The sequence below is a fragment of the Mycobacterium sp. genome (genome assembly GCF_002863225.1).
In the GTDB taxonomy this organism is placed as follows: domain Bacteria; phylum Actinomycetota; class Actinomycetes; order Mycobacteriales; family Mycobacteriaceae; genus Mycobacterium.
In genome coordinates, this window is record NZ_PKEK01000040.1 from 256,583 (window position 1) to 283,051 (window position 26,469).

Genomic DNA, 26,469 nt, shown 5'->3' on the forward strand with positions numbered 1-26,469 from the left:
CCCGGCAGACCGGCATTGGTTGATCAGGTCGGCTGACGCAGTGGCAGCCCGGCCGCGCGGTAGATCGCGTCGATGACCGCCATGTTCTCGATGGCGTCCTCGGGCGTGGTTCGCACAGGTTCCCCTCGCAGTACCGCCGCGGCGAACGCGTCGAGCTGATACGCGTAGGACGGGCGGCGGGAAAAGCGCTCGACCCGCCTCCCCTCAGGTACGCGAACGGCCAGCCGGTGGACGTAGTGCGGCGTCACCGGGTTGAACAGCGACAACTCGCCTCGATCGCCGATCACCCGAGTGCTGGTCTCGAGCAGCCGCGCCGACCATATCGAGCAGCGCACACGACCGGTGTGCCCCTCGGCAAACGTCAACTCGGCCGTCATCGCGCGGGCGTCGACCCACCGAAGGTGCGGACCATGTGGACGGCGTAGCACCCCGCATCCATCAACGCACCACCGGCAAGCGGGTAGCTGTAGCGGATGTCGGAGAACACCGGCAGCGGGAAACACAATGTCGCCTCGACCCGCTGGAGTTTGCCCAACGCGCCCGACGCGATGATCTGCTCGGTGCGCAGCGCCAGCGGGTGGTAGCGGTAGTGGAAAGCCTCCATCACCACCCGATCCGACTTCGCAGCCGCGTCGGCGATCTCTGTTGCCTCGGCGGCGTTGGCGGTGAACGGCTTTTCGCACAACACGTGCTTGCCGGCGTCGAGCGCGGCACGAGTCCATTTGCCGTGCAAGCCGTTCGGAAGTGGGTTGTAGACGGCATCCACCTCTGGGTCGTCGATCAGCGCCTGGTAGCTGTCGTGCACTCGCGCGATGCCGTGCTTGGCCGCAAATGCCCGGGCACGGCCGACGTCGCGCGCGGCTACTGCAGCGACCACGACCTCGGCGTTGTCGCGTGCGGGCTTGATCACTGCGGCCGGGGCGATACGGGCCGCGCCGAGCACGCCGAGACGTAACGGCTTTTCCTGTGCGGGCACGCAGGAAAGCTAGCACCTCGCCACACGGGTAACCCGCGAAACATAGGAATGCTCAATTTCTTTCACACTCGGCTTGCGGCGCGACGGTCGCATCGAGCTGACGTTTTCTCAGCGAGTCCATCTGATTTCTTAATGCCGCGCGCAGGGACGGCGCCTACATTCCCCGTATGCCCGCGGTCGGTGACTCGATGCACGTCTCTCCGGCGTACGGGACGCCACCGCTGCACTGTTGCCGCGACTGGCAGGTAGGTTCTTGCAGCCGGCGTCGGAGCCGGCGATGTAATTGTCGTGCAACGTATTCCGGCGGCGAATAACCAATGTCCGCCACACGCCCGGCCGCTCAGACGATGACGTGTGCGCAGGCTGGGACGTGAACGCGATGTCAATGTCTCGTAAATACAGCCCGCGCCATCTCGCCGATCGGCTAGCGAGCTGCGTACATTTTCCTAATCAGATTGTCGGGCTCGCAGTCCGACCCGCGCGAGGGAGAACGCCATGATCCCTGTTCAGTCCCGCCTCGAAGACGAGCTCCGTAATTGTGCTGTCGAGTTGCGTCAGCTCGCCTACACCTTCCAGAACGGCATCGGCGAACACGATCTGCTTCGAATGTCGGAGCGGATGCGGGCCGCCGCCGACGCGGTTGTGCGGGGTGGAGCTTAATTCCCCACTGCACCAGGCGGTTTCGGAGGGCGGCCTTCGCCGGTCAGGTACTTCGGGCAATACTCCCCGGCCGCCAGCGTGATGAACTCGGCCGCACCGTTGCCGGTGAATGACGGGTTGCGAAGCTTCAGGTTCTTCTCGATGTCGGTGTCGGGTGTTCCCTTGTCGACCAGCTTGCACACCTCTTTGGCGACGGTGACAGCTTGGGCAGGATCCTGATAGGTGAGTCCGGCCGCGGTGAGTTGTTTGAGGAAATCTGCGTCGTTGTTGGGAGGCGGATCGGCGTGCGCCGGGGCAGACCCGACGAGCATTCCGGCGACGCCAAGCGTGATCAGCAGACTCCTCATGAGGTCCGAGTCTTGCAAAGTGCCGAGCTGACCGCAGCCTCCCCCGGGCGTTCTCCGCCGCAGATTCCCACGAATTCAGCGCGTGTTCACGCGGTGGTGGCTCGCGTGTTGCCTGTCAGCGCTCGCCGGCCTCGTGATCGCTCTCGGCGTCCGCCACTGTCAGGGGAAGGGCGAGCTCCTCGAGCGGACGCTGCTCGGCATCGATTCCCAGCCACAGCTCGACCAGGCCTGCCAAGGCCATGACGGCCGCCCCGATGAGGAACGACCACATCACCTGGCTGCGCTCCCCCGACGCGATCAGTTGGCCGAACAACAAGGGTCCACTGATTCCGCCGATCGCAGTGCCGACCGCGTAGAAGAACGCGATGGCCAGCGCCCTGGTCTCCATCGGAAAGATCTCGCTGACAGTCAGATACGCGGCGCTCGCGCCGGCTGATGCGAGAAAGAACGTGACGGCCAGTACGACGATGAACGCCCAGACGCCGCCGGTCTGGTTCAGGAACAGGATTGCGAGCCCGACCGCCACTACCGCCGAGCCGACGTAGGAGATGGTGATCATCGTTTTGCGGCCGATGGTGTCGAAGAAGCGGCCGAGGATCAGCGGACCGGCGAAGTTGCTCAGCGCCCACAGCACATAGAACTGCGGGACCTTTCCCGCGTCAACGCCGTAGAAACCGCTGAGCAACGTGCCCAGGTTGAACGTGACGCCGTTGTAGAGAAACGCCTGACCGATGAACAAGGCCAAGCCGAGAACGGCGCGCCGTGGATAGAGCTTGAACGCCACTCGCGCGATTTCGACGAACGAAATCGTCTCGCGCTGGCGGACTTTGAGAGCTTTGCCGTGCGGTTCGGGAAGGGGCTCGCCCGTCTCACGCTCGACGTCCGCTTCGATCTCCCCGACGATCTTCTCGGCTTCGCCGTTACGTCCGTGGATGAAGAGCCAGCGCGGACTTTCTGGAACGTTGCGCCGGACCAGAAGCACGAATATCCCGAAGATGGCACCGATCCCGAACGACAGGCGCCAGCCGATGTCGGTCGGGAAGTTCGACGTGTTCAGCAGAATGAGCGCCGCGCCGGCGCCCGCGGCCGATCCCAGCCAGTAGGTCCCGTTGATGATGAGATCGACCCGACCACGCACCCGAGCGGGGATCAATTCGTCGATGGCCGAGTTGATCGCCGCGTACTCGCCGCCGATACCGGCCCCGGTGAAGAATCGGGTGAGGAAGAAGTACCAACGGGGCGAAAGCGAATGCGGTGGCCACACTTGCGGTCAGATATACGGCAAGCGTCAGGATGAACAGATTGCGCCGCCCGAAGCGGTCCGTGAGGTGGCCGAAGAACAACGCGCCGAGGCATGCCCCGGCGATGTAGAACGCCGCGGCGGTGCCGATATCCGCTGCGGTGAGCGCGATTCCACTGCCCCGCTCGGTGAGGCGCGACGACACGTTGCCGACCATCGTCACCTCGAGCCCGTCCAGCACCCACACGCCACCCAGGCCGATCACAACGCGCCAGTGAAACCGTGACCACGGCAGTCGGTCCAGACGCGCCGGGACGCGTGTGGTGATGGTTCCGGTTTGGGCGCTCATGGCGCCAGTCTTCCAGTCCCGCAGACCCGCCGGTGCCACCTCGCGGTGTTAAGTTCGATTTGCGAAGCAAAGGAGTTGGGTGTGAGTACGTATTTCTGGGGACTGCTGGCGTTGATCGCGTTGGCGGTGACGTTTCTTTTGCTGACGATCGCCACCATCTACGTACGTCGCCTGGAGAGCACGCCCACGCTTCCGTTCAGCGAGGAGATCGGCGCGGCGCCGCACGTCATCAAGAAACTGCGTAAACGAGAATCCATGACGCCGGAGGAGTTCGAGTACGCGCAGCGCATCGTCGCGATCCGTGGCAACCCCATGGCCTTCTGCATCCCCTTCACCTTGTTTGCGTTGTCGACGTACTACGTCTTCGGATGTCTGGAATATCTGCAGGGCGCCACGCCGTCCGAGCGAACGTTCATCGGCGTGATCCCGATGTTCACCTCGTCGAACCTCGCCATCCAGTTGCTGCGCGCCAAGCGGCTCAAAGGCCGCCTACGCACCACCGAAGTGGTGGCCGAGGCGCCGCAATTCCGCGCTGCTGAGCACGTGGGCTAGTGATAACGTTCCGCAAGTTGTAGTCGTTAGCGTTCTGTACTGGTAACGTCATAACGCACTCATATCAATCTAATTGATATGAGTGGTCCGACGATGGAGTCGGGTCCAGTGCACAAGGTCCGGGGAAACGCGTTCCGAAAGGTGATCGAGTGAGTCCTCGTTCAAGGGGGCGGACTGTCCTGTCGAAAATCTGGATGCCGCTGGTCGCCGTGGTCGCCGTGAGCGTCGGCCTGGTGTGCATGTACAAGGTGCACCAGTTCTCCGAGCCGGAGCCGGTCATCACGGTCAACGGTCCGCAGGCGCCGGAGCAATTCAACGTCAAACGGCTCACGTATCAGGTTTTCGGCCCCGTCGGACGAGCCGCGAAGATCGTCTACGTCGATATCGAAGGGCACCCGCACCCGGTCGACGTGACCTTCACCAGGGACCCCTGGACGCATGATGAGACCACCACGCTGACGGTGGCGTCCGGCGCCATCTCCGTGCACGTCCACGGCGGTCCGCTGCGCTGCCGCATGCTGGTGAACGGCATGCCGCCACCCCCGGAGTCCGGCGTCCCCGAGGCGTCGGACAACCATCCGGACGCCGACGTCGAGTGCAGGGTGAAATCCGCGTGAGCGAACACCGGCTCGATGAACCCCGGGTCAAACGCCCGTTCCTGCCCCGAATGGTGCGTAGATTCGCGATCCCACTCATCTTCTTCTGGGGATTTTCCGCGGTCACGATGACCGCGTTCACCCCCAAGGTCGAGGACGTCGCGGAGGAACTCGCCGGCCCGATGGTCCCGCACTACGCGCCGTCGCAGCGGGCGCTGCTGCACATCGGCGAGAAGTTCCACGAGTCTGACTCGACGAACCTGACCATGGTGGTGTTCGAGGCGCAAAACCGTCGACTGGGCGACCAGGATCACGCGTACTACGACGATCTGGTCAAGCGCCTCAAACATGACACCACCCACGTGCAGTACGTGATGGACCTGTGGGGACAGCCCTTCACCGCGGCCGGTGCACAAAGTGTGGACGGCAAGTCCACCTATGTGTTGCTGCGACTGGCCGGGGACATCGGGCAGATGCAGGCCAACGAGTCGGTCAACACGGTCCGCGACATCATCGCCAAAGATCCGCCACCGCAAGGACTCAAGGCGTTCGTGAGCGGTGCCGCGCCACTGGCCTCAGACACCTTGAGCATCGCCAACTCGAGCCTGAACAACGTCACGATCATCACGATCCTCCTGATCCTGGTGATGCTGATGTTCGTCTACCGCTCTCCACCCACACTGCTGCCCGTGTTGCTCGGCGTCCTCATCGAGATGCTGTTCGCCAAGGGGCTCATCTCGTTCCTCGGTCATCACGGATGGCTCGAATTGTCCTCGTTCGCAGTGAACATCGTCATCGCGCTGACCCTGGGGGCCGGGACCGACTACGGCATCTTCTTGATGGGTCGCTATCACGAGGCACGGCAAGCCGGCGAGAGCCGGGAGGACAGCTTCTACATCGCCTACAAGGGTGTCACGCCGATCATCATCGGCTCGGGTCTGACGATCGCCGGCGCGTGTTACTGCCTGACGTTCGCGCGCTTGAACTACTTCCACACCATGGGCCCCGCTGTCGCGCTCACCATGCTCTTCACCATCGTCGCAGCGCTGACTCTCGGTCCCGCGATCTTGACGGTGGGCAGCCTGTTCGGGATGTTCGATCCGCGACAGGCCGCCAAGGCGCACGTCTACCGGCGGATCGGCGCGAGCGTGGTGCGCTGGCCGGTGCCGATCCTGGTCGCCAGTTCGGCCATCGTCATGCTGGGCGCGATCTTCGTGCCGAGCTATCGACAGAACTACGATGATCGGCAGTATCAGCCGCACGACTCGCCGTCGAACCTGGGTTTCCAAGCCGCCGACCGACATTTCCCCAAGAGCAAGTTGTTCTCCGAAATGATCATGGTTGAAAGCGACCACGACATGCGCAACTCGGCGGACTTCATCTCGTTGGACCGAGTCAACAGAGCGCTGATCCGCCTGAACGGTGTCGCGATGGTGCAGGGTATGACCAGACCCCTGGGCCGACCGCTCGAGCACGCCAGCATTCCCTACTTGTTCACCACGCAGGGCAGCGGCAACGGTCAACAGCTGCCGTTCAACCGGGAGCAGAACACCAACACCGACGAGCAGGCGAAAATCCAGGCGGACTCAGTCACGGTTCTGCGCAAAGAGATCACGTTTTTCCAGAAGGTCTCCGACGAATTGCACAAGACGGTTCTCACCGTCGAGGATCTGCAAAAGGTCAGCGAAGACGTGCGTGACGACGTCTCGAATCTCGACGACTTCTTCCGGCCCATCAAGAGCTATTTCTATTGGGAGAAGCACTGTTACGACATCCCGATCTGCTGGACGTTCCGGTCGGTATTCGACACGGTCGACCAGATCGACAAGCTGGCCGAGGACATCAACTTCGCCAGGATCTCGCTCGCCGAGGTCGACAAGACCTTCCCGAAGATCATCGAGCAATTGAAAGCCACCGCCGACGACACCGAGGCGCTGAAAGCGAAGCTGGTCAACTCCTACGGCTCGGCCGACCTTCAGTCCCTCGCGACCGAGCAGACCTACGACGACTCGATCAACGTCGGCAATGACTGGGACAAGTCCCGTAGCGACGACTTCTTCTACATCCCGCACGAGGGTTTCGACAACGAAGACGTCAAGACCGGTGAGAAGTTGATGATGTCCCCGGACGGCAAAGCCGCCCGCTTCATCGTCACCCACGAGGGCGACGCGATGGGTCCCGAAGGGGTCGAGCACGTCGAAATGTTCCCCGAGGCGATCAAGACGATTCTGAAGGAGACGTCGCTGGCGGGCGCCCGCGTCTACATCGGCGGTTCGGGAGCCACCGACAAGGACATCAAGGGATATGCCGCATCGGATCTGCTCATCGCGGCGATCGCTGCCTTCGTGCTGATCTTTTTGATCATGATGTTTATTACGCGAAGTCTGGTGGCCGCGTTGGTGATTCCCGCCACGGTGGCGTTTTCGTACGCCGGCGCGTTCGGGTTGTCGGTCCTGCTCTGGCAGCACCTGATCGGGCTGCCGTTGCACTGGCTGATCCTGCCGCTGACGTTCATCATCCTGGTTGCGGTGGGTTCGGACTACAACCTGCTGTTGATCAATCGGGTCAAGGAAGAACTGCACGGTGGACTGCACACCGGTCTGATTCGCGCACTCGGCAGCACTGGTGGCGTCGTCACGTCGGCCGGACTGGTGTTCGCGTTCACCATGCTCGCCATGCTCACCAGCGGTCTGCGAACCATCGGTCAGATGGGTTCGACCGTCTGCATCGGTCTGCTGCTCGACACTCTGATCGTGCGTTCGTTCGTCGTGCCGTCAATTCTCACCATCCTGGGTCCGTGGTTCTGGTGGCCGACGGTGGTGCGCCGTCGGCCGGGGGATCCGCTTCCCGTCAGCACCTAGTCGTCACCTCCTCGTAAGAATTGCTGGGCAGAATTAGAAGCTATGCCGACGCCATCTAGCCGGGTGCTCCAATTGCGGGCAGTCGATCTCACCAACCGCTTGCCGGGTTATCTACTCCGCGAGCAAGGCGAAGGCGACAACGCGTGGAAGCGGGTCAAGACCCGGGTGGTCTCGGAATTGGCCCCGCACGACGGCACGTTTCTGCCGGAAGTGTGCACGGTGCAGTTCACCGACGGAACCGAGCGCTATTTCAATCCCAGTGACCAGGTGGAAATCAGGCCGTAATCGACCGGTCGGGAATCGTGACGGCATAAACGCTGTGGGTCCCTTGCAGGCCCTTGAGTTCAGCCGCACGGGGCGCGCCGAACTCAATCCCGGCTGCCCCGTCGACGGCGTCGCGCACCGCTTCACTGATCAGTATCTCGCCGCCCTCCGCCTCCCCGGCGATGCGGGCGGCCATCACGACGTTGCGCCCGAACAGATCGTCACCGCGGCGGACCGACGGACCGATGTGGATGCCGATCCGGACGCGAATCCCGCCCCATTGTTCTGCCTTGTCGAGTAACGCCCGCTGAACGCCGATCCCGCACGACACGGCCTGTTCGGCATCGGCGAACGCGATCATGAAACCGTCACCCTGGGTCTTGATGACGTGCCCGCCGTGCTGGGTGACGAGTTTTTCGATGAGCCGGTTGTGGCGCTCCAAGAGCTTGACCCAGTCCTTGTCCCCCAGCTCCTCGTTGTGCAGTGTGGAGTCTTCGATGTCGGAGAAGACGATCACGACATCTCCGTTTGCGGTGAGCCGTGCCAGATCGGGACGTTCGACTTGCGCCCAGCCGGCCAGATCCTCCACCGAGTTACGGACAGTCGCGCCAATGCCTTTGGTCATCAGCGAGTCGGCTGTTCGCCACGCTGTCCTGATGGCGAACGGGGCCAGCCCGGGACGCCGTCGGCGTCGGTCGGTGCGGGGTTGCCGAGCGCGTTCGAGCTGCGCTCTGGTGTCTTTCAGTTGGTGGCGGGACACCGTCAGCAGTACGCCCAGGGCGATCAGCCCGCAGAGTTCGATGAGGGCAACACCGAACGTCAGGGCGGCCGCATTCATCGACGGCCCGATGGTGACTTCACGGCTCGATTATCCTCAGGTGCCTCAAAGTAACGTCACCTACCCTGATTGCTGTTGACACTCAGGAGGATTGACCAATGGCTCGTGCCCGCGTCCTGATCGCTGCCGGCGCCGTTCTGATCGTGTTGTCCTTGTTCGTGAACGTGCCGCTGCACGGGGCGGTCGGTCTGGCGGCCACTGCGGTGGCGTCCATGGCGTTGCTGATTGCGGGTGTGGCTGCAGCGGCCAACGGCGCGGTTCAGTTGCGCCGGTACAAAGGCCATTAGGCAGTGTCATCGACTGTTTCGGCCCGGGTCGGAGGGCGCCGACTCGACCGTTGCGATGTCGCTGAGGCCGGTGATCGACAACACGCGCACCAGTAGCGGGTGCACGATCAGATGCAGGCTTTCGATGGCGTCGGCGTGTTTGAACAAGACGTTGACGCCTGCGCTGTCCAGATATTTCACCGCGCTCATATCGACGGTGATCGGTTTGCTGTTGCCCTCGCTGGCCGTCGTCAATGCCTCGGTGAACACGTGAATGTTGCTGATGTCGATCTCGCCCGCCGCCGTCACCCGCGGCGTCCCGTCGACGCCGGTGTCGGTGTTCAGGGTGAGCGGGGTCATCATCACGTGATCCTTGCGTACATATGAACGGTAGTACCTGCCTCACTGGAGTGAATGCTCAAGTCGTGGACCAAACATCGCATGAGGGTCAGGCCGCGGCCGCGGTATTCGCTGGCCACCTGTCGCGGAATTTTCCACACGCCGCTGTCGACGACGCTCACGTGTAGACCGTCCACCACCGCGGTCGCACGCAGCGAAATGATGCCCTCGGGACGGGTGCGGTGACCGTGTTCGATCGCATTGGCCACAGCTTCGCCGGTCGCGACGAGCATGTCTTGAATTTGCTCGGGATCGACGCCCACGTCCGTCAGCCAGCTTCGCAGCGCCGCCCGACTCGGCTCGAGATTCCGCACGTCGGCGGGGAAATCCATTTTCAGGGGCGCCGGCTGTCGGTACAGCAGGATGGCGACGTCGTCGGGATAGCCTCCGGTGGGCTCGAGACCGGTCATCAAATCGTCGGCAAGCTCGTCGAGTTCCCGCGACCGGCCACCACCGACGAGGTCGGCGGCGCGCGCCATGCCGTCTTCGATCGAGTCGCCGCGACGTTCGACCAAACCGTCGGTGTAGAGCAGCAGCGTCGAGCGGGCCGGGATGGTGGCATGACCTTCGGGCCGGGTTTGATTCGGACGAATTGTCAGCGGAAATCCCTGCCCGCCCTCCAACACCTGGGTGGCGCCGTCGGCATGCACGATGATCGCCGGCGGATGGCCCGCACTGGAGTACACCACTTCGCCGGTGGCCACCGTGAGCACCGCGCAGAACGCGGTCGTGCAATCGGCTCCAGGCAGCCGCGCCGCGAAACGGTCGAGCCCCGCGAGAACTTCGCTCGGGCTTGACTTTTCGAGCAGTAGGGCGCGGCAGGCACTCCGCAGCTGTCCCATCACAGTGGCGGCAGCCAACCCGTGGCCGACGCAGTCACCGACGATCAGCGCGACGCGGCCCGCATCCAGGGTGACGGCGTCATACCAGTCGCCGCCGACCTGCAGAGGCCGACTCGCCGGCCGATACCGGACGGCGAAACCACCCGGTAAGTGCTCCGGACCGAGCATGGCGTGTTGCAGCGCGACAGCGGTTTCGCGCTGCTCGTCCACCTCGTGAACACGTTGCAAACCCTGGCCCAGACGTCCCGCGAGCACCGTCAGCAGCGTGTGGTCTTCGGGGGTGAAAGGTCGCTTCTCGGCTAGTTCGACCCAGAACACCGACGTTCCGCGAGCGTGGTGCAGGGTGATGCCGGCGGCTCCCGGCTCCTCGGCGACGGTGGTCAGAACGTCGGCTTCGCGCAGCGACTCGATCAGATGCCGTTGGCGCGTGGGCAACTCAGCCCAACGCACCGGATCGCCCGCACAGATCACATCCGGCGCTGCGGATTCATCGTCGCCGGCGAACGTCACGGCCAGGACGCGGTGCGCCAGCCAGACGCGCCGCAGCTCCTGGGCCGCTCCGCGCAAGGCGGCATCGACCGTATCTGCTTGAGCCAGTTGCTGATTCAGCGCAGCGAGCGCTGCCTGACGCTGCACGGCGTAGTGCTCGGCCGTCACGTCTCGCATCGTGCCGACCATCATCTGCTGCCCGGTCTTGGGGTCCTCCGCATGGCTGAAGGTGGCCGCAACCCAGATCCGGTGTCCATCCTGGTGGTTGACCGGAACGGTGAAGCTGCCCTGCGTGTTGCCGAGCATGTCCGCGAGCGCTTCTTCCACCAGCCGATGAGCCTCGGGGTCGGAAACGGCGTCAGGCCACCACGGGTGGGGGGCCGGATAGGGCAGACGATCGGCCCCGTAACCCAGTATCTCGGTGAAGGCGTGGTTGATCTCGACGACGGCGCCGCTTTGGTCGCAGACGAAGAACGCCTCCTGCAGTGATTCGACCATGGCGCTACGCCAGCGCGCCTGGTGATTCCGGAGCCGCGCCATCTCGATGTTGGCACGCACTCGCGCCAGCAATTCCGCCGCCGCAAAAGGCTTCACCAAGTAATCGTCGGCACCGGCCTCCAGACCTTCGATCGACGCTTCTTGGCCGGCACGGGCGGAAAGCAACAGGACCGGCACGGCCGCTGTCCGCGAGTCGGCGCGCAACGCCGCGACGAGTTCCAAGCCGTCCATTTCCGGCATCATCACGTCGCTGATGACTAGGTCGGGCAGGTCCGCGCGAACCTCGTCGAGCGCCTGCTGTCCGTCGGTGACAACGGCAACGTCATAACCGGAGTTGCGTAGAAGATTGGTCAGGTACTCGCGCATGTCGGCGTTGTCGTCGGCGATGAGCACGCGTGCGCTGTCCCCGGTGCCGGCAGCCGGTGTCAGGCCAGCGGTGGTGGCCTCGGCCGGCGTGGTCGACCCGCGTTCACCGGGCAGCCAGCGCAGCGCCTCCTGCACATACGGGTCCGCCGTCACCGCCGTGCCCGGGCGGTTGCTCGGCACGGGCAGATCGGCCAGCGGGTACGCGGCCTCCAACGGCAACCGCACGACGAACGTCGTACCGGTGCCTTCCTGGCTGTCGGCGGTGATGGTGCCGCCGTGCATGCCGACCAGTTCCTTGACCAAGGCCAACCCGATCCCACTGCCCTCGGTGGATCGGGCCCGAGCCGTCTCGACGCGGTGGAACCGCTCGAACAACCGCGGCATCTCCGCCGCAGGTATGCCGATACCGGTGTCGGCGACGGTGACCACGGCATCGGTGCCGTCGCGGTCGACCTTGACGGTGATGGAGCCGTCGAAGGTGAACTTCAGGGCGTTGGAGAGCAGGTTCAGCATCACCTTCTCCCACATCTCCCGGTCCAGATGCACCGGACGGTCGAACGGCGGACAGTCCACCGTGAAGGTCAGGCCGGCCCGCTCGATCGCCGAGCGGAACACGCTGGCCAGTTCTGCTGTGGCCGAGGGCAAATCGGTCGGCTCGAAGCGAGCCTGCATGCGACCGGCCTGAATGCGCGAGAAATCGAGCAGCGTGTTGACCAGTTTGGTCAGCCGCAGACCGTTGCGCTGGACGAGCTCCAACTCCTGGCGGGCCCGCTGGTCGATGCCCGACTGCTGGCCCAGCAATTCGTTGACCGGCCCCAGGATCAGCGTGAGCGGTGTGCGGAATTCGTGGCTGACGCTGGAGAAGAAGGTGGTTTTCGCCTGATCGAGTTCGGCCAGGGCCTCGGCTCGTTGTTGCTGGGCCTGATAGCTGCGCGTGGTCGCGACTCCGGCGGCGATGTAACCGGCAACGAGTTCGACGAAGCCGCGGTAGGCATCGTCGAAGGGGCGATACCGATTCAACGCCGCCACGAAGAACCCCTGCGGAGCGGCGCCCTGCTGTAACAAGGGCACGACAAGCGCACGCTGCGGCGGTTGCTCCCAGGCGCCGTTGGGCAGGTCCGCCATCCCGTCGAGATCGACCAATTCGGATTCACCTGCAGCAGCCTTCTCCAACGGCCACCGCGAAAATGCACCGCGCGCGAGGGTCGGTGGTGCCGCCGGATGCCCGGGCGCGATACCACTAGCGCCGGCGAGGTGTGCGTCGCCGTCATCGCCGAACAGGTACGTCAGCGTGAAGGGCAGGTCGTAGGGGTTGCGGGCGAGTTGTTCGGCGGCGAAGTCGAGCATCTGTCGCTCGGTGCGCACCACGCTGGGGTCCGAGCCGAGGTTGCGCAACGTCGTCATCCGGCGTTCGCCGACCACGCGGTCGGTGTCCTCGCTGACGACGCACAGCATCCCGACAACCTGGGTTTCTTCGTCGTGGAGCGGGCTGTAGGAGAAGGTGTGGAAGGTCTCTTCGCGGTACCCGGAACGCTCCAGAAGAAGCATCAGCGCGTCGTCCCAGGTCGCCGTGCCGGTTGAGAGCACGCTGTCGACCCGAGGTCCGACTTCGGGCCAGATCTCGGACCACACCTCGTCGGCGGGACGCCCCAACGCCCATGGGTACTTGTCCCGCAGCGAGTCGCGACGGTAGGCGGCATTGCAAAAAAAGGTCAGCTGGGGACCCCACGCCATCCACATGGGAAACCGCGACGCCAACAGAATGTCAACGGCAGTGCGGAGGCTCTGCGGCCATCCGTCGACCGGGCCGAGAGGAGTCGATTCCCAATCGACAGCAGCAAGATCCCGACCGATCTCAGGGTCTGCGCGGAAGACCACTGGCATCCTTTCAACCGGTGTGACGCGTCCTCAGAACATGCACGTTTCGTGTCGCCCTGCTCAGACAACCGTTCCTTCAGACCTTGACGCCAGTCTCAGCCGCAACACCGAGCCCGCGCCGTCAAGCTCAGCCGAGCGGGCGTCCCGTCTCGAAGGACGCGGATTCCCACTTTGATTCAGATCTATGCCGGCGGTTCCGTCACAGGGTTTCAACCGCCCGGATCGTGGCAATGTGGCTGTGGTCGCGCTGCTGCAGACGGATCACCGTGTGTGCCCGCAGGCGCACCCCAGCGTTTCGGGCTAAGGAGCAGGCCGTGGCCGAGGATGCCGTCGACGTGTTGATCATCGGCGCGGGCTTGGCCGGGCTGCGCTGCGCCGGCCTGGTCGCCGCTGCGGGACGCGACGTCCGTATCTGGGAGCAGGACGACGAGGTCGGCGGTCGAGTCCGTACCGATGCGGTCGACGGGTTCCTGTGCGATCGGGGTTTCCAGGTCCTGAATCCGGCGTATTCGGAGTTGAAGCGCGCCCTCGACGTGACCGCGCTCGATCTCCAGCCGTTCGCCGCCGGAGTCTCGGTGCGGCGGCAGTCCTCGTCAGTGGTGCTGGCCCATCCGCTCCGCGAACCGACGCGAGTGCCGAAGATGCTGGCCTCCGGGGCGATTCGATCGGGCGACATCGTCGCCGTCCTACGATGGATCCTTCCGGCGCTGCGTCCCGGTGCGCTCAAATCCCATGCGGCCGACGATGTCACGATGAAAGCGGCGCTGGACCACGCCGGCGTGGGCGGCGAGCTGCGGCGAGTGATCGATCGCTTCCTCGCCGGGGTGGTCCTCGAAGACACCGGGAGCACGTCCAACGCCTTCGCCCTGCTGCTGGCTCGCGTATTCGTGCTGGGGGTACCGGCGTTACCCGCTGCAGGCATGCAGGCACTCCCGCGACTGCTGGCCGAGCGACTGAATGGCCGGATCGCGTTGAACAGTCCGGTGAGCCGGATCGAGCGCGCGGGGTCGGGTTGGCAGGTGTCGGGGCCGGGCGGCAGCGTGCGGGCGAGGGACGTCGTCGTGGCAACCGATCCGGTGGCGGCCGCCGCGCTGATCGACTCGACTCCTCCAGCCACCCACGGCGTGGTCACCGAATGGTGGTCCGCCGATGAGGCGCCCAGTTCGGAACCGATTCTGTGGGTGGATGGTCGCGACCCCGCACCGGGCCCGGTGCTCAACACCGCGGTGATCAGCGCCGCGGCGCCGAGCTATGCCCCGCGGGGGCGGCATCTGATCGCCGCGTCGGCTCTCCTGAGCTCCGACGGGTCGGCCCCACCGGAGAGCGAAACGCGCAGGCACGCGGCCGACATCCTGGGCGCTGACGGCAGGCCGTGGAAACTGTTGACGCGCAACATCATCCACCATGCGCTTCCCGCCCAGCCGGCACCACTGCGAGTACGCCAGTCAGTAGCCATCGGTGACGGCCTGTGGTGGTGCGGCGATCACCGGGACACCGCCTCCATCCAGGGCGCTTTGGTGAGCGGCCGACGGGCGGCCGAACAGCTGCTGTCGCCCCGGTCCTGATATCAGCGGCGGTCTGACCACCGGAAGACCGCGAGGCAGGCCGCGAGACCGCCGATGGTCCATGCGGTCAGCACGAAGAAGATGTTCCAGTGTTCCCAGGTGCCGGCCGGCTCGAAGGCGGCCATCTTCGACGGCAGCAGGACCGATCGAAAGCCCTGAGCCATCCACTTCACCGGAAATATCGACCCGATGACCAACATCCAGGTCGGCAGCACGACGAGCGGGACGTAGGTGCCGGACACGAACTGCAAGCCCACCGCGGGTCCGTTGGTGACGACGGCGGCCGCGACCGCGTTACTGGCCAGGTTGCTGATGAAGATGCCCAGCAACGAGCAACTCACGGTGCCCAGCAGAAACACCCAGGTCAACGTGAACCATCCGAAAAGTGTTGTCGGCAGGTGTAAATCGAAGAACAGCAATCCCACGGTCACCAGCAGGAAGGCCTCGGCGAGGCTCACGATCGCCACCAGGCAGATCTTCCCGACGAAATACGACAGTGCGGTGGTGGGAGTCCCCCGGAGTCGTCGCAGCGCACCGCTGTCACGATCGGCGGCAATGCTGATGCCGAGGTTGATGAACGAGGTCGACAGAATTCCGTACGCCAGCATGCTGGCCGCGATCACGGCGCCCGTGCTGGTTTCGGTGTTGGGCAGCTTCGTCGAAAAAATCGAGCCGAGCAGGACGCAGATCACCGCCGGCAGCGAGAAGGTCAGCACTACCTGCTCAGGACGGCGGTAGAACATCTTCAGTTCTGGGACAACTCGCGAGAGACCGATCCGCAGCGGTGTCGGGAGCGGCGGACCCGGCTGGGCGTGTCGTCGACGGGGCTGCGCGGCGACGCGGTCGGCGCTCATCAGCTCAGCCCGATCAGTTGGAGGTAAGCGTCTTCCAGCGTCGGTCGAGAGACCGTCAACTCGGTGAGTTCGGCGCCGTCCGTGGACATCTGCCTGATCAGTTCGGTCGGACGGTCGGTGACCCGCGTCTGGACCTCACCGCCGGCGCGCCACCGGACGGTCGCCGATGAACTCACGTATCTGATCAGGTTGTGCGGCGAGTCGACCGCCATGACTCGGCCGCCGGCGATGACGGCTACCCGATTGGCCAGCGCTGACGCCTCTTCGAGATAGTGAGTGGTGAGCAGGATCGTTGTGCCGCCGGCGGCCAGGAGTCGGATGAGCTCCCAAAACTGCAGTCTCGCTTCGGGATCGAACCCGGTCGTCGGTTCGTCGAGAAAAAGCAGCTTCGGGACATTGATGATGCCGAGCGCGACGTCGAGCCGACGCCGCTGGCCCCCGGACAGCGTCCTCACTTTGGATTCGGCCACCGAGCCGAGTCCGACAAGCGCCAGTACCTCCTCCGGATTTCGCGCCGCTCCATAGCATTTGGCGAACATGCGGGTGGTCTCGGCGACCGTCAGCATCCCGGCGTCGCTGACCTCTTGCAGAACGATGCCGATGTCGGCGCGCCAACGTCGGCCCGCGGTTCCCGGGTCTTGCCCGAGCACGCTCACGTGGCCGGAGTCGCGCTTCCGATGGCCTTCGAGGATCTCGATGATCGTCGTTTTGCCTGCTCCGTTGGGGCCGAGAATCGCGAATACCTCGCCGTGTCCGACATCGAGATCCACATTCTGCACGGCCGGAAGCCGGCCGTAGGATTTCGCCAGACCGCGAACGTGAACCGCCAAGGTCACGACTGGGCCCCGCCCTGTTTCTCTAGCTCGGCCAGCATTTCGCGTAGCTCGGCTTCGGACAGCTGGTCGATCACGCTGTCGATGTCACCGTCAGCGTCGGTCGACGTCGGTTCCGCATCGGCGGCCGCCGGCTCGGCGCTGGCCAGGTGCAGATCGCTGAGGATCCGGACCGCGAGCGTATTCACGCTGACACCGCGAAGGAGTTCGAGCAGCGGAAGATCGATCGCGAACACCGCATTGACCCGGAGACGAAACTCCATGGCCATCAGGGAGTCCAGGCCGATGTCGTCGAGGGTGTCGTCCAGGCTGATGTCATCGACCGCGAGCTCGAAGACCGCGGCGGCGATCTGTCGGACGTGACCGGTGACCACCGCGAGCCGGTCTGCTTCCGGGCACGCCGCTAGATGATCGAGCATCGAGGAGTCTGAATCCGCTGCGTCAGCAGACGTCTCGGAGGCGCCCAGTTCGGAGAACATCGGCGGCAATTGGCCGGTGAGGCCGGCGCGGCGGGCTTTGATCCAGTCGGCGCTGATTGCGATGACGTGCGGCGCCTTCTGGCGGATCAGCCGGTCGAGGATGCGTGCGCCGGCGGCCGGCGTGATCAGCTCGATTCCCCGCTGTGCGTAGGTCTTCTCCAGTTTGAGTTCCTCGACCATGCCCACCGACCACGGGCCCCAACCGATGGTGAGGGCGGGCAAGCCCTGGGCCTGCCGGTAATGCGCGAAGACGTCGAGGACCGCGTTCGCGGCGGCGTAATTGCCCTGTCCGGGGGACGCGACGACTGACCCCGCGGACCCGAACATCACGAAGAACTCCAAGTCCGTTTCGCGGAAGGCGTTGTGTAGCACTCGCGCACCGTCGACTTTCGGCGACAGCACTGTGGTGAAGTCGTCTTCGGTCATGTTCACCAGAAGGCGGTCTTCGACGGATCCTGCGGCGTGAATGATGCCGCTTACCGGACGACTTCCTGCGCGCTCGAGGTCGGTCAGCCAGTCTTGCACCTGACCGGGATCGGTGATGTCGACGCTCGCGGTGGTCACCTGGGCGCCGAGTTGTTCGATCGTGCGGATGGTGGCGACGGTCGCATGATGCCGGTGATCTTCGGGCAGCGTCGACCATCGATCCCTCGGCGGGATCTCACTTCGCGACAGCAGGGCGATGTGACGGGCACCGCGTTGGGCGAGGTACAAGGCAACGACCCGGCCGAGCGCGCCCGTTCCACCGGTCACGACGTAGGTCGCATTGGGCGTGAGTTTGGTCGGGAAGGCTTGCGTCAGGCTGCTGGCCTGGCGGAGACGCGGCACAAACACGGTGCCGCCACGGATGGCGATCTGATCCTCCGAGTCGGCGGCCAGGATATGGTCGCAGACACGTGCAGCGGTCTCGACATGGTCGGCGGCGCTGTCGATGTCGATCAGCCCGCCCCATCGGTCGGCGAACTCCTGGTGGCCGACGACCCGACCGAGGCCCCATACGGCGGCCTGTTCGACGGTGAGCGGCTCGGTGCCAGATGCGGGTTGGGCATTGCCGGTTAGCAGGTAGAGCCGGGCCGCGGTGTCATTCTGCGCGAACGCTTTTGCGAGATGCAGGACCGGGAAAACGCCGAGGTATTCGCTTCCCTCGCCATCGAGCCGGGCATCCTGGCCGACGGATTCGGTGCCGATGTCCAGTGGCCAGCAGTTGATGATGCCGGCGAGGTCACCCTCGTTGGCGAGGTGTGTTTCGATCAGCTGCTGCAGGTGCTCGGGGTGTCGCGGGTTCACCGCATATCCGCCGTCGACCTTTGTCAGCTCGGCGACTGATTGGTAGAGGACTGCCCGGACGCGTTGGCCGCTGCGCCGGAGCTGGTCTGCGAGTGCCGCCCCGACGCCACCGGTATCGAGAAACACCAACCAGGACAGGCTTTCTGGTGGAGCCGTAATTTCAGCCTGCTCGGCCGGCAGGTCGCGAGCGACCCAGTCGATCTCGTAGAGTCCCTTGTCCACCCGCTCCGGGGACATGCGCGACGAGGCGCCCAGCGATTGCAATGTGAAACCAGTGAAGACGGCCAGCGGCTCTCCATCGGCGCCGAAGAGGGTGACGTTGCTTTCGATCTCGTCTTTGGTGGCCGACACCACCGTGATTCGGGCGGTCATGTGCTGTTCGGGTGCGCGGTAGATCGCGCTGCGCCGAACTCGGCTGGGCAGGTATGCGTCTTCTTCGCGATCGTCGGTGAAAAGAGTTGTCCCGATCAGCGTTTGGAAGGCGCCGTCGATGAGCGCCGGGTGGAATCGGTATTGGTCGACGTCGTGGTCGATCGGCGCCGGGATGGTGATGTCCGCTGTCGCCCAGCCATCGCCGGAGGTGATGCCCGCAATACTCTGGAAGGCCTCGCCGTAGTCGAACCCGACCGCGCGGGCGCGGGTGTAGAACTCGTCCCGGTCGATGGTGGTCTGAGATTTCGCGTGCCGTGGAGTGTGGGCAGGCGCCGGTGCCGGCGCCAGGATGTTGAGTTCGGCGGTCGCCGTCACGGTCCATTTCACCTCGCCTCCGGAAGTGGCGGTCAGGGAGGCGAATTCAAGGCTCCCTGTCTCGCGGTGGAGGGTGGTCCGCAGAACCGGATCGCACGTCTCGTCGAGGATGACGGCACGGACGAGCGCCAGCTCATCGACGCTGTAGTCGGTGGACCCGTACACCACTTTCGCTGCCGCCAAGGCCATTTCGACGTACACCGCGCCGGGTACCAGGACGCTGCCCTGCACCCGATGGTCGGCAAGGAAGGGTGCGGTGGCGGCGTTCAATTCGACTTCCCAGGCCGGGTGTATGCCGCTGACCGGTTGCCCGAGCAGCGGGTGTATCGGCTTGTAGTGCAGATCCTCGGCGGCTTCCTGGGTTTCGTTCCAGTACCGCTTGGATTGCCACGGATACGACGGAAGCTTGACCAGTCTCGCTGCTCGGCGCGGATAGAGCGCGTCCCACGAGATCTGGTGGCCGTGGCAGTGCAGGGCACCGAGGCAGTTCATCAGGGTGCGGGCGTCGTCGTCGTCGCGTCGCTGAGTCGCCAGCACCACTGATTCCGTCTGATGGCCGGCGGCCACCTCGTACAGTGACGCGGCGAGAACCGGATGCGGCCCCAATTCGACGAGATGCGTGTAGCCATCGTCGAGCATTCGGCGCACCGCCGGCTCGAACAGGACGGTCGCGCGGGTGTTCTGCCACCAATATCCACTGCCGTCGCCGTAACCGTCCAGCCGTTCACCGGTCACGGTGGAATAGAGCGGGACGGTCGCGGAACTTGGCGTCAGACCCATTAGGGCACAAGTCAACTCGTCGCGGATCGCGTCCATGTAGTGGGTGTGATACGGCACCCGTCCGTTGAGGAATCGATTGAAGATCTGACGATCGTCGAGTTGGCGGGCGATGTCGGCGAGCACGTCGCTGTCGCCGGCGACGGTGACCGTCGACGGGCCGTTGATCGCGGCGATCGAAACCCGGTCCCCCATCGCAGCATGTGTTCGGGGATCGATGGTGTGCATGAACGATTCGGCACTGAGGCCGACGGCCAGCATGCGACCGAGTCCGCTCGTGCGCTGTTGGAGCCGGCTTCGGTGATACGTGACCAGAATCGCCTGCTCGAAGGTGAGTACGCCGGCGAGGTAGTGGGCGGCCACTTCGCCGGCGCTGTGCCCGATCACCCCGTCCGGGGTGATCCCGAACTCCTTCAGTTGCTCGGCCAGTGCGACCTGGATGGCGAAGTTGGCGGGTTGCGCGAACTCGGTTTCGTCCATCCGAGAGTGGGTTTCGTCGGCGCGTAGTTCTTCGATCAGTGACCAGTTGGTGTAGCGGGACAGCTCGCGGTCACTTCGCCGGATGCTTTCGGTGAACACCGGATACACGTCGAGCAGGCCGCGGCACATCCGCCACCACTGTGGCCCCATTCCGGTGCAGACGAAGGCCAGCTTGGCTGCGGACGGGCTGGTGCGGCTCGCGGAGAGGGAACTGCTGTCGGCGAGAGCCTGAAGTTGTTGTCGGGCATCGGCAATGCTGTCGACGACCAATGCGCGGCGGTAGGACAGATGAGAGCGGCGCTGTCCGAGCGTGTAGCCCAGATCGAGCAGTGTGCAGTCCTCGTTTGCGCTCAGATGGTCGGCCAGCTGGCGGGCGGTCGCCACGAGCGCGTCCTCGGCGCGCGCCGATATCGGCAGCAGGGCGGGCACGAGCTGCGGCACGTGACCTTCAGCGTCGGTGACGGGTGAGGCGGGCGGCTCCGCGAGCACGACGTGGGCATTGGTGCCGCCGAAGCCGAATGAGTTGACGCCGGCGATGCGTCGATCGCTGTCCGGGAACGCGCGCCCGGTTCGGGGGATGTCGATAGCCAAGTCCCCCAGCGGAATCTGGTCACTGGGTTCGCGGAGATGCAAGTTCGCCGGAATGTAGCCGTGCTTGACCACCAGTGCTGCCTTGATGAGTCCGGCCACGCCGGCGCCGGCCTCGAGGTGGCCGATGTTGGTTTTCGCCGAACCGATCAGCAAGGGGTGCGTTGCCGAACGGTCTGCGGCGAGTGCGCCCGCCAGGGCCTGGACTTCGACCGGATCGCCGACAGGGGTGCCGGTTCCGTGCGCCTCGACGTAGCCGACGTCGTTGGGGTGAATGCCGGCTCGGCGCAACGCATTCGTGATCGCGGACTGTTGCGCGTCGGCACTCGGCACGGTGATGCCGTCGGTGTGGCCGTCCTGGGACACCGCTGTGCCGAGGATCTGGGCGTATATGTCGTCGCCGTCGCGCAGCGCCTGCTCCAGGGTCTTGATGACGACGATTCCGCCGCCCTCTCCCCGCGCGTATCCGTCGGCGGATTGATCGAAAGCCTTACATCGTCCGTCCGGGGCAAGGAAGCCGCTCTTGGATTCCGCGATCGCGGTGTTCGGGCCGATCATGATGTTGACGCCGCCGGCCAGTGCCAGATCGCACTCGCCGTTCCAGATGCTCTGCGCGGCAAGGTGTACCGCGACCAGCGAACTCGAGCACGCGGTGTCGATCGTCATGCTGGGCCCGCGGAAATCGAACGCATAGGAGATGCGGTTGGCCAGCATCGTCATCATCATCCCGGTCGCGGAATGGGTCTTGAAGCGATAGCGGCTGGTGCGGCCCTGGTTTTGCAGCAGTTGATAGTCGAGGGTGAAGCCGCCGACGAATACCCCGACATCGGTGCCGGCCAGACTCTCGGCGGAGATGCCGCCGTCCTCCAGCGCCTCCCACGTGGTCCGGAGCAACAGGCGTTGCTGAGGATCGATGAGATTGGCCTCCCGCGGTGAGATACCGAAGAACTGAGGATCGAATTGATCGATCTCGCGGAGGAACCCGCCCCGGCGGGTCACCATCTTTCCGACCTTCTTTGGGTTCGTGTCGTGATATTTGTCCGCGTTCCAGCGTGTTTCGGGGACTTCGCAGGTCGCGTCGACGCCGTTGCGCAGCAATTCCCAGTAGCCGGCCGGCGTCAGAGCGCCACCCGGAAAGTGGCAGCCGACACCGATGATCGCCAGCGGCTGCTGTGTGCCTGGTCCCACCGGCAGGTTCATCGGCGCGCCTCAATGACCTGTGGTGCGAAAGAGCGCAGGCCGTTCACCAACTCTGATCCGTGCGTGCTCAACTGAATTCGAGTGCAGGTGCGGTCCGGACGATCCACTCCTGGCTGAGCGGGTCGGCATCGTGCCGCCCCTGCCGGTAGACGGATCGGAGTTCTTGCAGGAACGAGTCCCGTTGCCAGGCTTGCACCTGATGGACGACGCCGTCGTCTGAAAAATCCGCGCACTTGTCGGTGAGAATCGTCTCGATCAGCTGGCCGGCCAGTTGACGGAGCAGCAGGACGTTCGCATCGAACTGGGTGGCGAAGTCCGGAACTTTGCCCATCATCGCGGTGTGCAGCGTCACCATGAAGTTGTGCTGCGAGTACAGGTCGACGAAACGCGAAGAAGGACGGGCGGTCTCGACCGTGGCCCACTCGCGAAAGAACTGCTGCATGCGATTGCTCAGCTCGATGAGACCCTCCAGGTGCGGGACCACCCCGGGGTCGTCGGCGACACTGACGAATCGGCCGTTGCTGTACATCAGACCCAGGAAGCCCCAATAAAAAGCGATGTCCCAGATGACTTTCGCCGACATGACCACGGGCGAGCCCATCAGCGTGTACTGATCGCAATAGATGTTGAGCCACATATCGGTGAGCGAGCGGAACAGCGAATCGTCTATCGCGGACCGTGCGACGACATTCTCACCGTCGAGCTCACGGGTGATCATGTCGGTGATGAGGCCGTTTCCGATCGCGACGAGATCCAGCCCGGATGAGTACAGCGGATCGAGGAAGACGCCGGAGTCGCCGGTCAGGCACCAACGGTTCTGTGCGTCATAGACTTTGGTGGCGCTGTGGCTGTACTTCTTCATCACCCGGAAGTCTTGGATGAGGTGTTCACTCTGTTCCAGCACGGCGGCGCATTGTGGCTCGTGCTCGGCCAGCCAGGTCTGGGCCTTGGCCAGGGTGTTGAAACCGTCGAAGTCGTGGAAGGCGGGGTCGGCGACGATTCCGACGCTGGTCGATCCGGACGCGAGCCGGATCAGCCAGACCCAATAGCCTTCGCCCATAAGGTGATTGGTGGACATCGCCCGATCACCTTCGCGAAGTCGCGCCTGCCAATCGGGATCGTCACTCCACTGGCCGATGTCAATTTCGGTCGCGACGCGAAGCCAGACGGCGTTGCAGTGGTGTTCGTTGGAACGCTTCAAATCCAACTGGCGTGGCAGCGTCCGGTTGCGCCCGGATGCGTCGACCACCCAGCGGGCGGTGGTAACGCTGGTGTCGTCGTCGTGCTGGATGGAGATCGTATGGGGATGCCCGCCCTGACCGAGTTCGACGGCGGTCACGCGGCCGGCGGTGATCTCGACACCGTCGGCCAGACATCGCCGGTTCAGCTCGTTTTCGAGCCTGCCGCGGTCGATCTGATAAGTGACTTGTGGGGTGAACGACGAGCTACCCAGCTCCATCCGCTGGGAGATGTCGGTGTTCGCGCCGTGCGTGAAGAACATCCGCAGCCCCATCTTGCGGAGCTGAGCGGTGTTCAGGTGGTCGGCCATGTCGAGGCGATCGCGCAGGTACTGCGCAGCGATCTCCACCGTCGACTCACCGACCGTGTGGGTGACTTCGGGCACCGGATGCGCGCGTGGCTCGACGATGAGGACTCGGGTGTCCGGTCGCGCGCTACGCAATTCCATCGCCAGGGTCAGTGCAGCTATGCCCCCACCGACGATGGCGACGTCGTGCGCCGGGCCGTCGCTGTCGCTGTCCACCAACCGCGTCTTGATCTTCTGCATCAGCGCGGCCCGCGCATCCGGGCTCAGTTGTGACAGCTGTGCTTGCACATCCATGAGTCCGCTCCCGCTGTTCGGATAGGACAGTTACTTAACATTTAAAAAGCTACACTAAAGCTGGTTTCTGGCAAGCCGAAAACGAGGGGCCGCAAAGGGGCTGCCGCTGCTCAAGCATGGCACAAATTGACCGGCCCCGAAGCAGGAGCCAGCGACCCAACGCTTTACTCCTCTACCTCGTTAAGGATGTCGGCATGCCCGCAGCAACCGCGGTCCATTTCATCCTCGAACTGGCGGTCATCCTGCTCGCCTGCCGGCTGACCGGGTTGGCGGCTCAGCGGATCGGGCAGGCGCCCGTCGTCGGCGAGATGATCGCCGGTGTTCTGCTGGGCCCGTCGCTACTCGGCCGCATCGCGCCCGATCTCCAACACCACCTGTTCCCCCATGGACCGGCCAACATCGTGCTGTACACGACGGCTCAACTCGGACTGGTGCTCTACATGTTCCTGGTCGGGCTGAATTTCGACGTCGATCTGATCAAACACCGCCTCGGCACCGCGGCAGCCGTGTCGGCGGCAGGCATCTTTGCGCCACTGACGATGGGCGCGCTCATCGCGGTGCCTCTGTTGTCCAGCGGCATCTTTTTCGACAAGAGCGTCACCCTGATCATGGCAATGATGTTCCTGGGCGCTTCGATCGCGACGACCGCGTTCCCGATGCTCGCCCGGATCATCTACGAAAGACAGCTCTCCGGAACAACTTTGGGCACGCTTGCATTGGCGTGCGGCGCGGCTGACGACGCGCTGTCCTGGTGCATCCTGGCGACGGTGCTCGCCATCCACCGCGGTAGCGCCTCGGTGGCGGTGATTGCGATTGTCGGCGGGATTCTCTACGCGACGTTCATTCTCACATTGGGGCGCAGGGCATTTCGCATCTTCGGGACGCTGTCGGAGCGTCGTCAGGCGATTACGCCCCCGGTGCTCAGCACGGTGTTGATTCTGCTGATGACGTGCGCCTGGTTCACCGACACCATCGGCATCTACGCCATCTTCGGTGCTTTCATCCTCGGCGTGGCCATGCCGGGCGGATTCTTCGCCGAGCGTCTGACGGTCAACCTCGAACCGCTCGTCACCACGTTCCTGCTGCCGCTGTTCTTCGTCTACTCGGGCCTGAACACGCAGATCGGGCTGGTCAACACACCTGCGTTGTGGGGTGTGACGATCGGGATCCTGTTCGTCTCGATCGCGGGTAAGGGAATCGCGTGCGCAGTGGCGGCCCGGCTCAACAAGGTCCCACGCCGCGAATCCATCGCCTTGGGGGCGTTGATGAACGCCCGCGGCCTGATCGAGCTCATTCTGCTCAACATCGGGCTCGAGGCGGGCATCATCACCCCGACGCTGTTCACCATTCTCGTTCTGGTTGCGATCGTCACCACGCTGATGGCGACTCCGGTGTTCGAACTGGCTTACGGGCGACACCGGAAAACGTTGGAAAACGGCATGCATGAGCCCGATCCCGCGACGGCAGTCACCCAGTCTGAGAGCATTCCGGCCACCTGATTATCCGCGGTCACATTGAGTGAACACTTGTGCACCGTTATAGTGAGGTCGGTCCGGCGCAGGCGGACGCACAGCGTCAACGGTGATGGGAGTGGAGAGCGTGGCTGATTACAAGGTCATCCTGGTGGGAACCGACGGGTCCGAGACGTCGCTTCGAGCGGTGGACGAAGCCGGCGCGATCGCCGCAAAATCGGGCGCGAAGTTGATCGTGGCGTCGGCTCATCTGCCGGCCAACTCCAGCGAGGGCGGGCCCGATCCCGATCAAGCATCCGACGAGGGCTACCGGACCGAAGGCAACGCGCCGGTGTACGAGATGCTCCGCGATGCGAGCGGGCGGGCCAAAAACGCCGGCGCGCACGACGTCGAGGAAAGGGCGATCGAAGGTGCCCCGGTGGACGCCTTGGTGGAGCTGGCGGAGGACGTGAACGCCGATCTCATCGTGGTCGGCAATGTCGGGATGAACTCTGTGGTCGGGCGACTGATCGGATCGGTTCCGCGCGCTATTCGCAATCGCGCAAAGACCGAGGTGCTGGTCGTCGATACGAAATAGCGGTCATTGCCGCTGCTCGATCGGGCGGGCGGAATGTGATCCGTTCTGCGGCAGTACAACTGGGGCAGATCCCCGCTCAATGCCAGACCGATCCGCCATTTCGTGACCTTCTTAAACTAAACCGTCACACGCCCATTGCCCTCGAGTCGACGCGCTCGAGCAGCCCGTTGACAAAAATGAGATCGGTGACTGTCTGACCGGGCAGGCCCGGCTCGTCGGCGTGATTCTGCAGCAGACCGTCAATGAATCGGAATTTGTTTTCGTTGTCGTTGCTCATCGTCGTTTCAGCATCCCATGCTCGCGGAGAGAGGCCCGTCCCAAGGAGAGAACGGGGCGGGCCTTGCCTGCC

Annotated in this window: 18 protein-coding genes and 2 pseudogenes; 9 read left to right on the forward strand and 11 right to left on the reverse strand. The window is 64.3% G+C overall.

What is annotated here, in order from left to right:
* Positions 1-23: 23 nt before the first annotated feature.
* Positions 24-976 (reverse strand): annotated as a pseudogene (locus CYU59_RS12110) (Gfo/Idh/MocA family oxidoreductase).
* Between the two features lie 495 nt (positions 977-1,471).
* On the opposite strand from CYU59_RS12110, the gene CYU59_RS12115 reads away from it, so the two are divergent.
* A complete protein-coding gene (locus CYU59_RS12115) occupies positions 1,472-1,636 on the forward strand; it encodes a hypothetical protein (RefSeq protein WP_292989574.1) in 165 nt (54 codons plus the stop codon).
* Here CYU59_RS12115 and CYU59_RS12120 read toward each other — a convergent pair.
* Both CYU59_RS12120 and CYU59_RS12125 read right to left on the reverse strand, forming a co-directional pair.
* The gene (locus CYU59_RS12120; protein WP_292989576.1) at positions 1,633-1,983 is read right to left on the reverse strand and encodes a DUF732 domain-containing protein; all 351 of its coding nucleotides are present in this window, start codon (positions 1,981-1,983) and stop codon (positions 1,633-1,635) included. The two genes, CYU59_RS12115 and CYU59_RS12120, sit on opposite strands and share 4 nt — an antisense overlap.
* A 115-nt stretch (positions 1,984-2,098) precedes the next feature.
* Positions 2,099-3,572, reverse strand: a pseudogene (locus CYU59_RS12125) (MFS transporter).
* Positions 3,573-3,653: 81 nt separating this feature from the next.
* Here CYU59_RS12125 and CYU59_RS12130 point away from each other — a divergent pair.
* The 4 genes from CYU59_RS12130 to CYU59_RS12145 all read left to right on the forward strand — a co-directional run bounded on the left by CYU59_RS12130 (position 3,654) and on the right by CYU59_RS12145 (position 7,866).
* Positions 3,654-4,124: a hypothetical protein gene (locus CYU59_RS12130; protein WP_292989578.1), complete on the forward strand. Its 471-nt coding sequence runs from the start codon at positions 3,654-3,656 to the stop codon at positions 4,122-4,124.
* Between the two features lie 194 nt (positions 4,125-4,318).
* A complete protein-coding gene (locus tag CYU59_RS12135) occupies positions 4,319-4,741 on the forward strand; it encodes an MmpS family transport accessory protein (protein WP_292989770.1) in 423 nt (140 codons plus the stop codon).
* A gap of 50 nt (positions 4,742-4,791) precedes the next feature.
* Positions 4,792-7,581 (forward strand): RND family transporter, encoded by a 2,790-nt coding sequence (locus CYU59_RS12140; RefSeq protein ID WP_292989773.1) that lies wholly within the window; start codon positions 4,792-4,794, stop codon positions 7,579-7,581.
* Positions 7,582-7,623: 42 nt separating this feature from the next.
* Complete coding sequence (locus CYU59_RS12145) at positions 7,624-7,866, forward strand: hypothetical protein (RefSeq protein ID WP_292989581.1); 243 nt, start codon at positions 7,624-7,626, stop codon at positions 7,864-7,866.
* Here the strand turns inward: CYU59_RS12145 and CYU59_RS12150 are convergent.
* Positions 7,856-8,683, reverse strand: a complete 828-nt coding sequence (locus CYU59_RS12150; RefSeq protein ID WP_292989583.1) for an adenylate/guanylate cyclase domain-containing protein — start codon at positions 8,681-8,683, stop codon at positions 7,856-7,858. The genes CYU59_RS12145 and CYU59_RS12150 overlap by 11 nt on opposite strands.
* A 98-nt stretch (positions 8,684-8,781) precedes the next feature.
* Between CYU59_RS12150 and CYU59_RS12155 the strand changes: the two genes are divergently transcribed.
* The gene (locus tag CYU59_RS12155) at positions 8,782-8,970 is read left to right on the forward strand and encodes a hypothetical protein (RefSeq protein WP_292989586.1); all 189 of its coding nucleotides are present in this window, start codon (positions 8,782-8,784) and stop codon (positions 8,968-8,970) included.
* A 6-nt stretch (positions 8,971-8,976) separates the two neighbouring features.
* Here the strand turns inward: CYU59_RS12155 and CYU59_RS12160 are convergent, their stop codons facing one another.
* Positions 8,977-9,312 (reverse strand): STAS domain-containing protein, encoded by a 336-nt coding sequence (locus CYU59_RS12160; RefSeq protein ID WP_292989588.1) that lies wholly within the window; start codon positions 9,310-9,312, stop codon positions 8,977-8,979.
* Positions 9,312-13,427 carry a SpoIIE family protein phosphatase gene (locus tag CYU59_RS12165; RefSeq protein ID WP_292989591.1) on the reverse strand — a complete coding sequence of 1,372 codons (4,116 nt, stop codon included), beginning with the start codon at positions 13,425-13,427 and terminating at the stop codon, positions 9,312-9,314. Before CYU59_RS12165 ends, CYU59_RS12160 begins: the two co-directional genes overlap by 1 nt.
* 308 nt (positions 13,428-13,735) lie before the next feature.
* On the opposite strand from CYU59_RS12165, the gene CYU59_RS12170 reads away from it, so the two are divergent.
* Positions 13,736-14,986 carry an FAD-dependent oxidoreductase gene (locus tag CYU59_RS12170; RefSeq protein WP_292989594.1) on the forward strand — a complete coding sequence of 417 codons (1,251 nt, stop codon included), beginning with the start codon at positions 13,736-13,738 and terminating at the stop codon, positions 14,984-14,986.
* 2 nt (positions 14,987-14,988) lie between these two features.
* Here the strand turns inward: CYU59_RS12170 and CYU59_RS12175 are convergent, their stop codons facing one another.
* The 4 genes from CYU59_RS12175 to CYU59_RS12190 form a co-directional block, all read right to left on the reverse strand.
* Positions 14,989-15,840, reverse strand: a complete 852-nt coding sequence (locus CYU59_RS12175; protein ID WP_292989597.1) for an ABC transporter permease — start codon at positions 15,838-15,840, stop codon at positions 14,989-14,991.
* Positions 15,840-16,676: an ABC transporter ATP-binding protein gene (locus CYU59_RS12180; protein WP_292989599.1), complete on the reverse strand. Its 837-nt coding sequence runs from the start codon at positions 16,674-16,676 to the stop codon at positions 15,840-15,842. Before CYU59_RS12180 ends, CYU59_RS12175 begins: the two co-directional genes overlap by 1 nt.
* Complete coding sequence (locus tag CYU59_RS12185; RefSeq protein WP_292989602.1) at positions 16,673-22,231, reverse strand: type I polyketide synthase; 5,559 nt, start codon at positions 22,229-22,231, stop codon at positions 16,673-16,675. The genes CYU59_RS12180 and CYU59_RS12185 overlap by 4 nt, the downstream gene beginning before the upstream one ends.
* 67 nt (positions 22,232-22,298) lie before the next feature.
* Positions 22,299-24,071 (reverse strand): tryptophan 7-halogenase, encoded by a 1,773-nt coding sequence (locus CYU59_RS12190; protein ID WP_292989604.1) that lies wholly within the window; start codon positions 24,069-24,071, stop codon positions 22,299-22,301.
* Between the two features lie 194 nt (positions 24,072-24,265).
* Here CYU59_RS12190 and CYU59_RS12195 point away from each other — a divergent pair, with 194 nt between their 5' ends.
* Both CYU59_RS12195 and CYU59_RS12200 read left to right on the forward strand, forming a co-directional pair.
* The gene (locus CYU59_RS12195) at positions 24,266-25,570 is read left to right on the forward strand and encodes a cation:proton antiporter (RefSeq protein WP_292989607.1); all 1,305 of its coding nucleotides are present in this window, start codon (positions 24,266-24,268) and stop codon (positions 25,568-25,570) included.
* 100 nt (positions 25,571-25,670) lie between these two features.
* Complete coding sequence (locus CYU59_RS12200; RefSeq protein WP_292989610.1) at positions 25,671-26,120, forward strand: universal stress protein; 450 nt, start codon at positions 25,671-25,673, stop codon at positions 26,118-26,120.
* 124 nt (positions 26,121-26,244) lie between these two features.
* On the opposite strand, the gene CYU59_RS12205 is transcribed toward CYU59_RS12200, so the two are convergent.
* Positions 26,245-26,397: a hypothetical protein gene (locus CYU59_RS12205; RefSeq protein ID WP_292989613.1), complete on the reverse strand. Its 153-nt coding sequence runs from the start codon at positions 26,395-26,397 to the stop codon at positions 26,245-26,247.
* Positions 26,398-26,469 lie beyond the last annotated feature (72 nt).

Bases quoted from the DNA above. Each gene is read 5' to 3' on its own strand.
- CYU59_RS12150 (WP_292989583.1), bottom strand. From the start codon at position 8,683: ATGAATGCGGCCGCCCTGACGTTCGGTGTTGCCCTCATCGAACTCTGC.
- CYU59_RS12160 (WP_292989588.1), bottom strand. From the start codon at position 9,312: ATGATGACCCCGCTCACCCTGAACACCGACACCGGCGTCGACGGGACG.
- CYU59_RS12115 (WP_292989574.1), top strand. From the start codon at position 1,472: ATGATCCCTGTTCAGTCCCGCCTCGAAGACGAGCTCCGTAATTGTGCT.
- CYU59_RS12175 (WP_292989597.1), bottom strand. From the start codon at position 15,840: ATGAGCGCCGACCGCGTCGCCGCGCAGCCCCGTCGACGACACGCCCAG.
- CYU59_RS12195 (WP_292989607.1), top strand. From the start codon at position 24,266: ATGCCCGCAGCAACCGCGGTCCATTTCATCCTCGAACTGGCGGTCATC.
- CYU59_RS12205 (WP_292989613.1), bottom strand. From the start codon at position 26,397: ATGAGCAACGACAACGAAAACAAATTCCGATTCATTGACGGTCTGCTG.
- CYU59_RS12140 (WP_292989773.1), top strand. From the start codon at position 4,792: ATGGTGCGTAGATTCGCGATCCCACTCATCTTCTTCTGGGGATTTTCC.
- CYU59_RS12145 (WP_292989581.1), top strand. From the start codon at position 7,624: ATGCCGACGCCATCTAGCCGGGTGCTCCAATTGCGGGCAGTCGATCTC.
- CYU59_RS12120 (WP_292989576.1), bottom strand. From the start codon at position 1,983: ATGAGGAGTCTGCTGATCACGCTTGGCGTCGCCGGAATGCTCGTCGGG.
- CYU59_RS12165 (WP_292989591.1), bottom strand. From the start codon at position 13,427: ATGCCAGTGGTCTTCCGCGCAGACCCTGAGATCGGTCGGGATCTTGCT.
- CYU59_RS12155 (WP_292989586.1), top strand. From the start codon at position 8,782: ATGGCTCGTGCCCGCGTCCTGATCGCTGCCGGCGCCGTTCTGATCGTG.
- CYU59_RS12135 (WP_292989770.1), top strand. From the start codon at position 4,319: ATGCCGCTGGTCGCCGTGGTCGCCGTGAGCGTCGGCCTGGTGTGCATG.
- CYU59_RS12190 (WP_292989604.1), bottom strand. From the start codon at position 24,071: ATGGATGTGCAAGCACAGCTGTCACAACTGAGCCCGGATGCGCGGGCC.
- CYU59_RS12185 (WP_292989602.1), bottom strand. From the start codon at position 22,231: ATGAACCTGCCGGTGGGACCAGGCACACAGCAGCCGCTGGCGATCATC.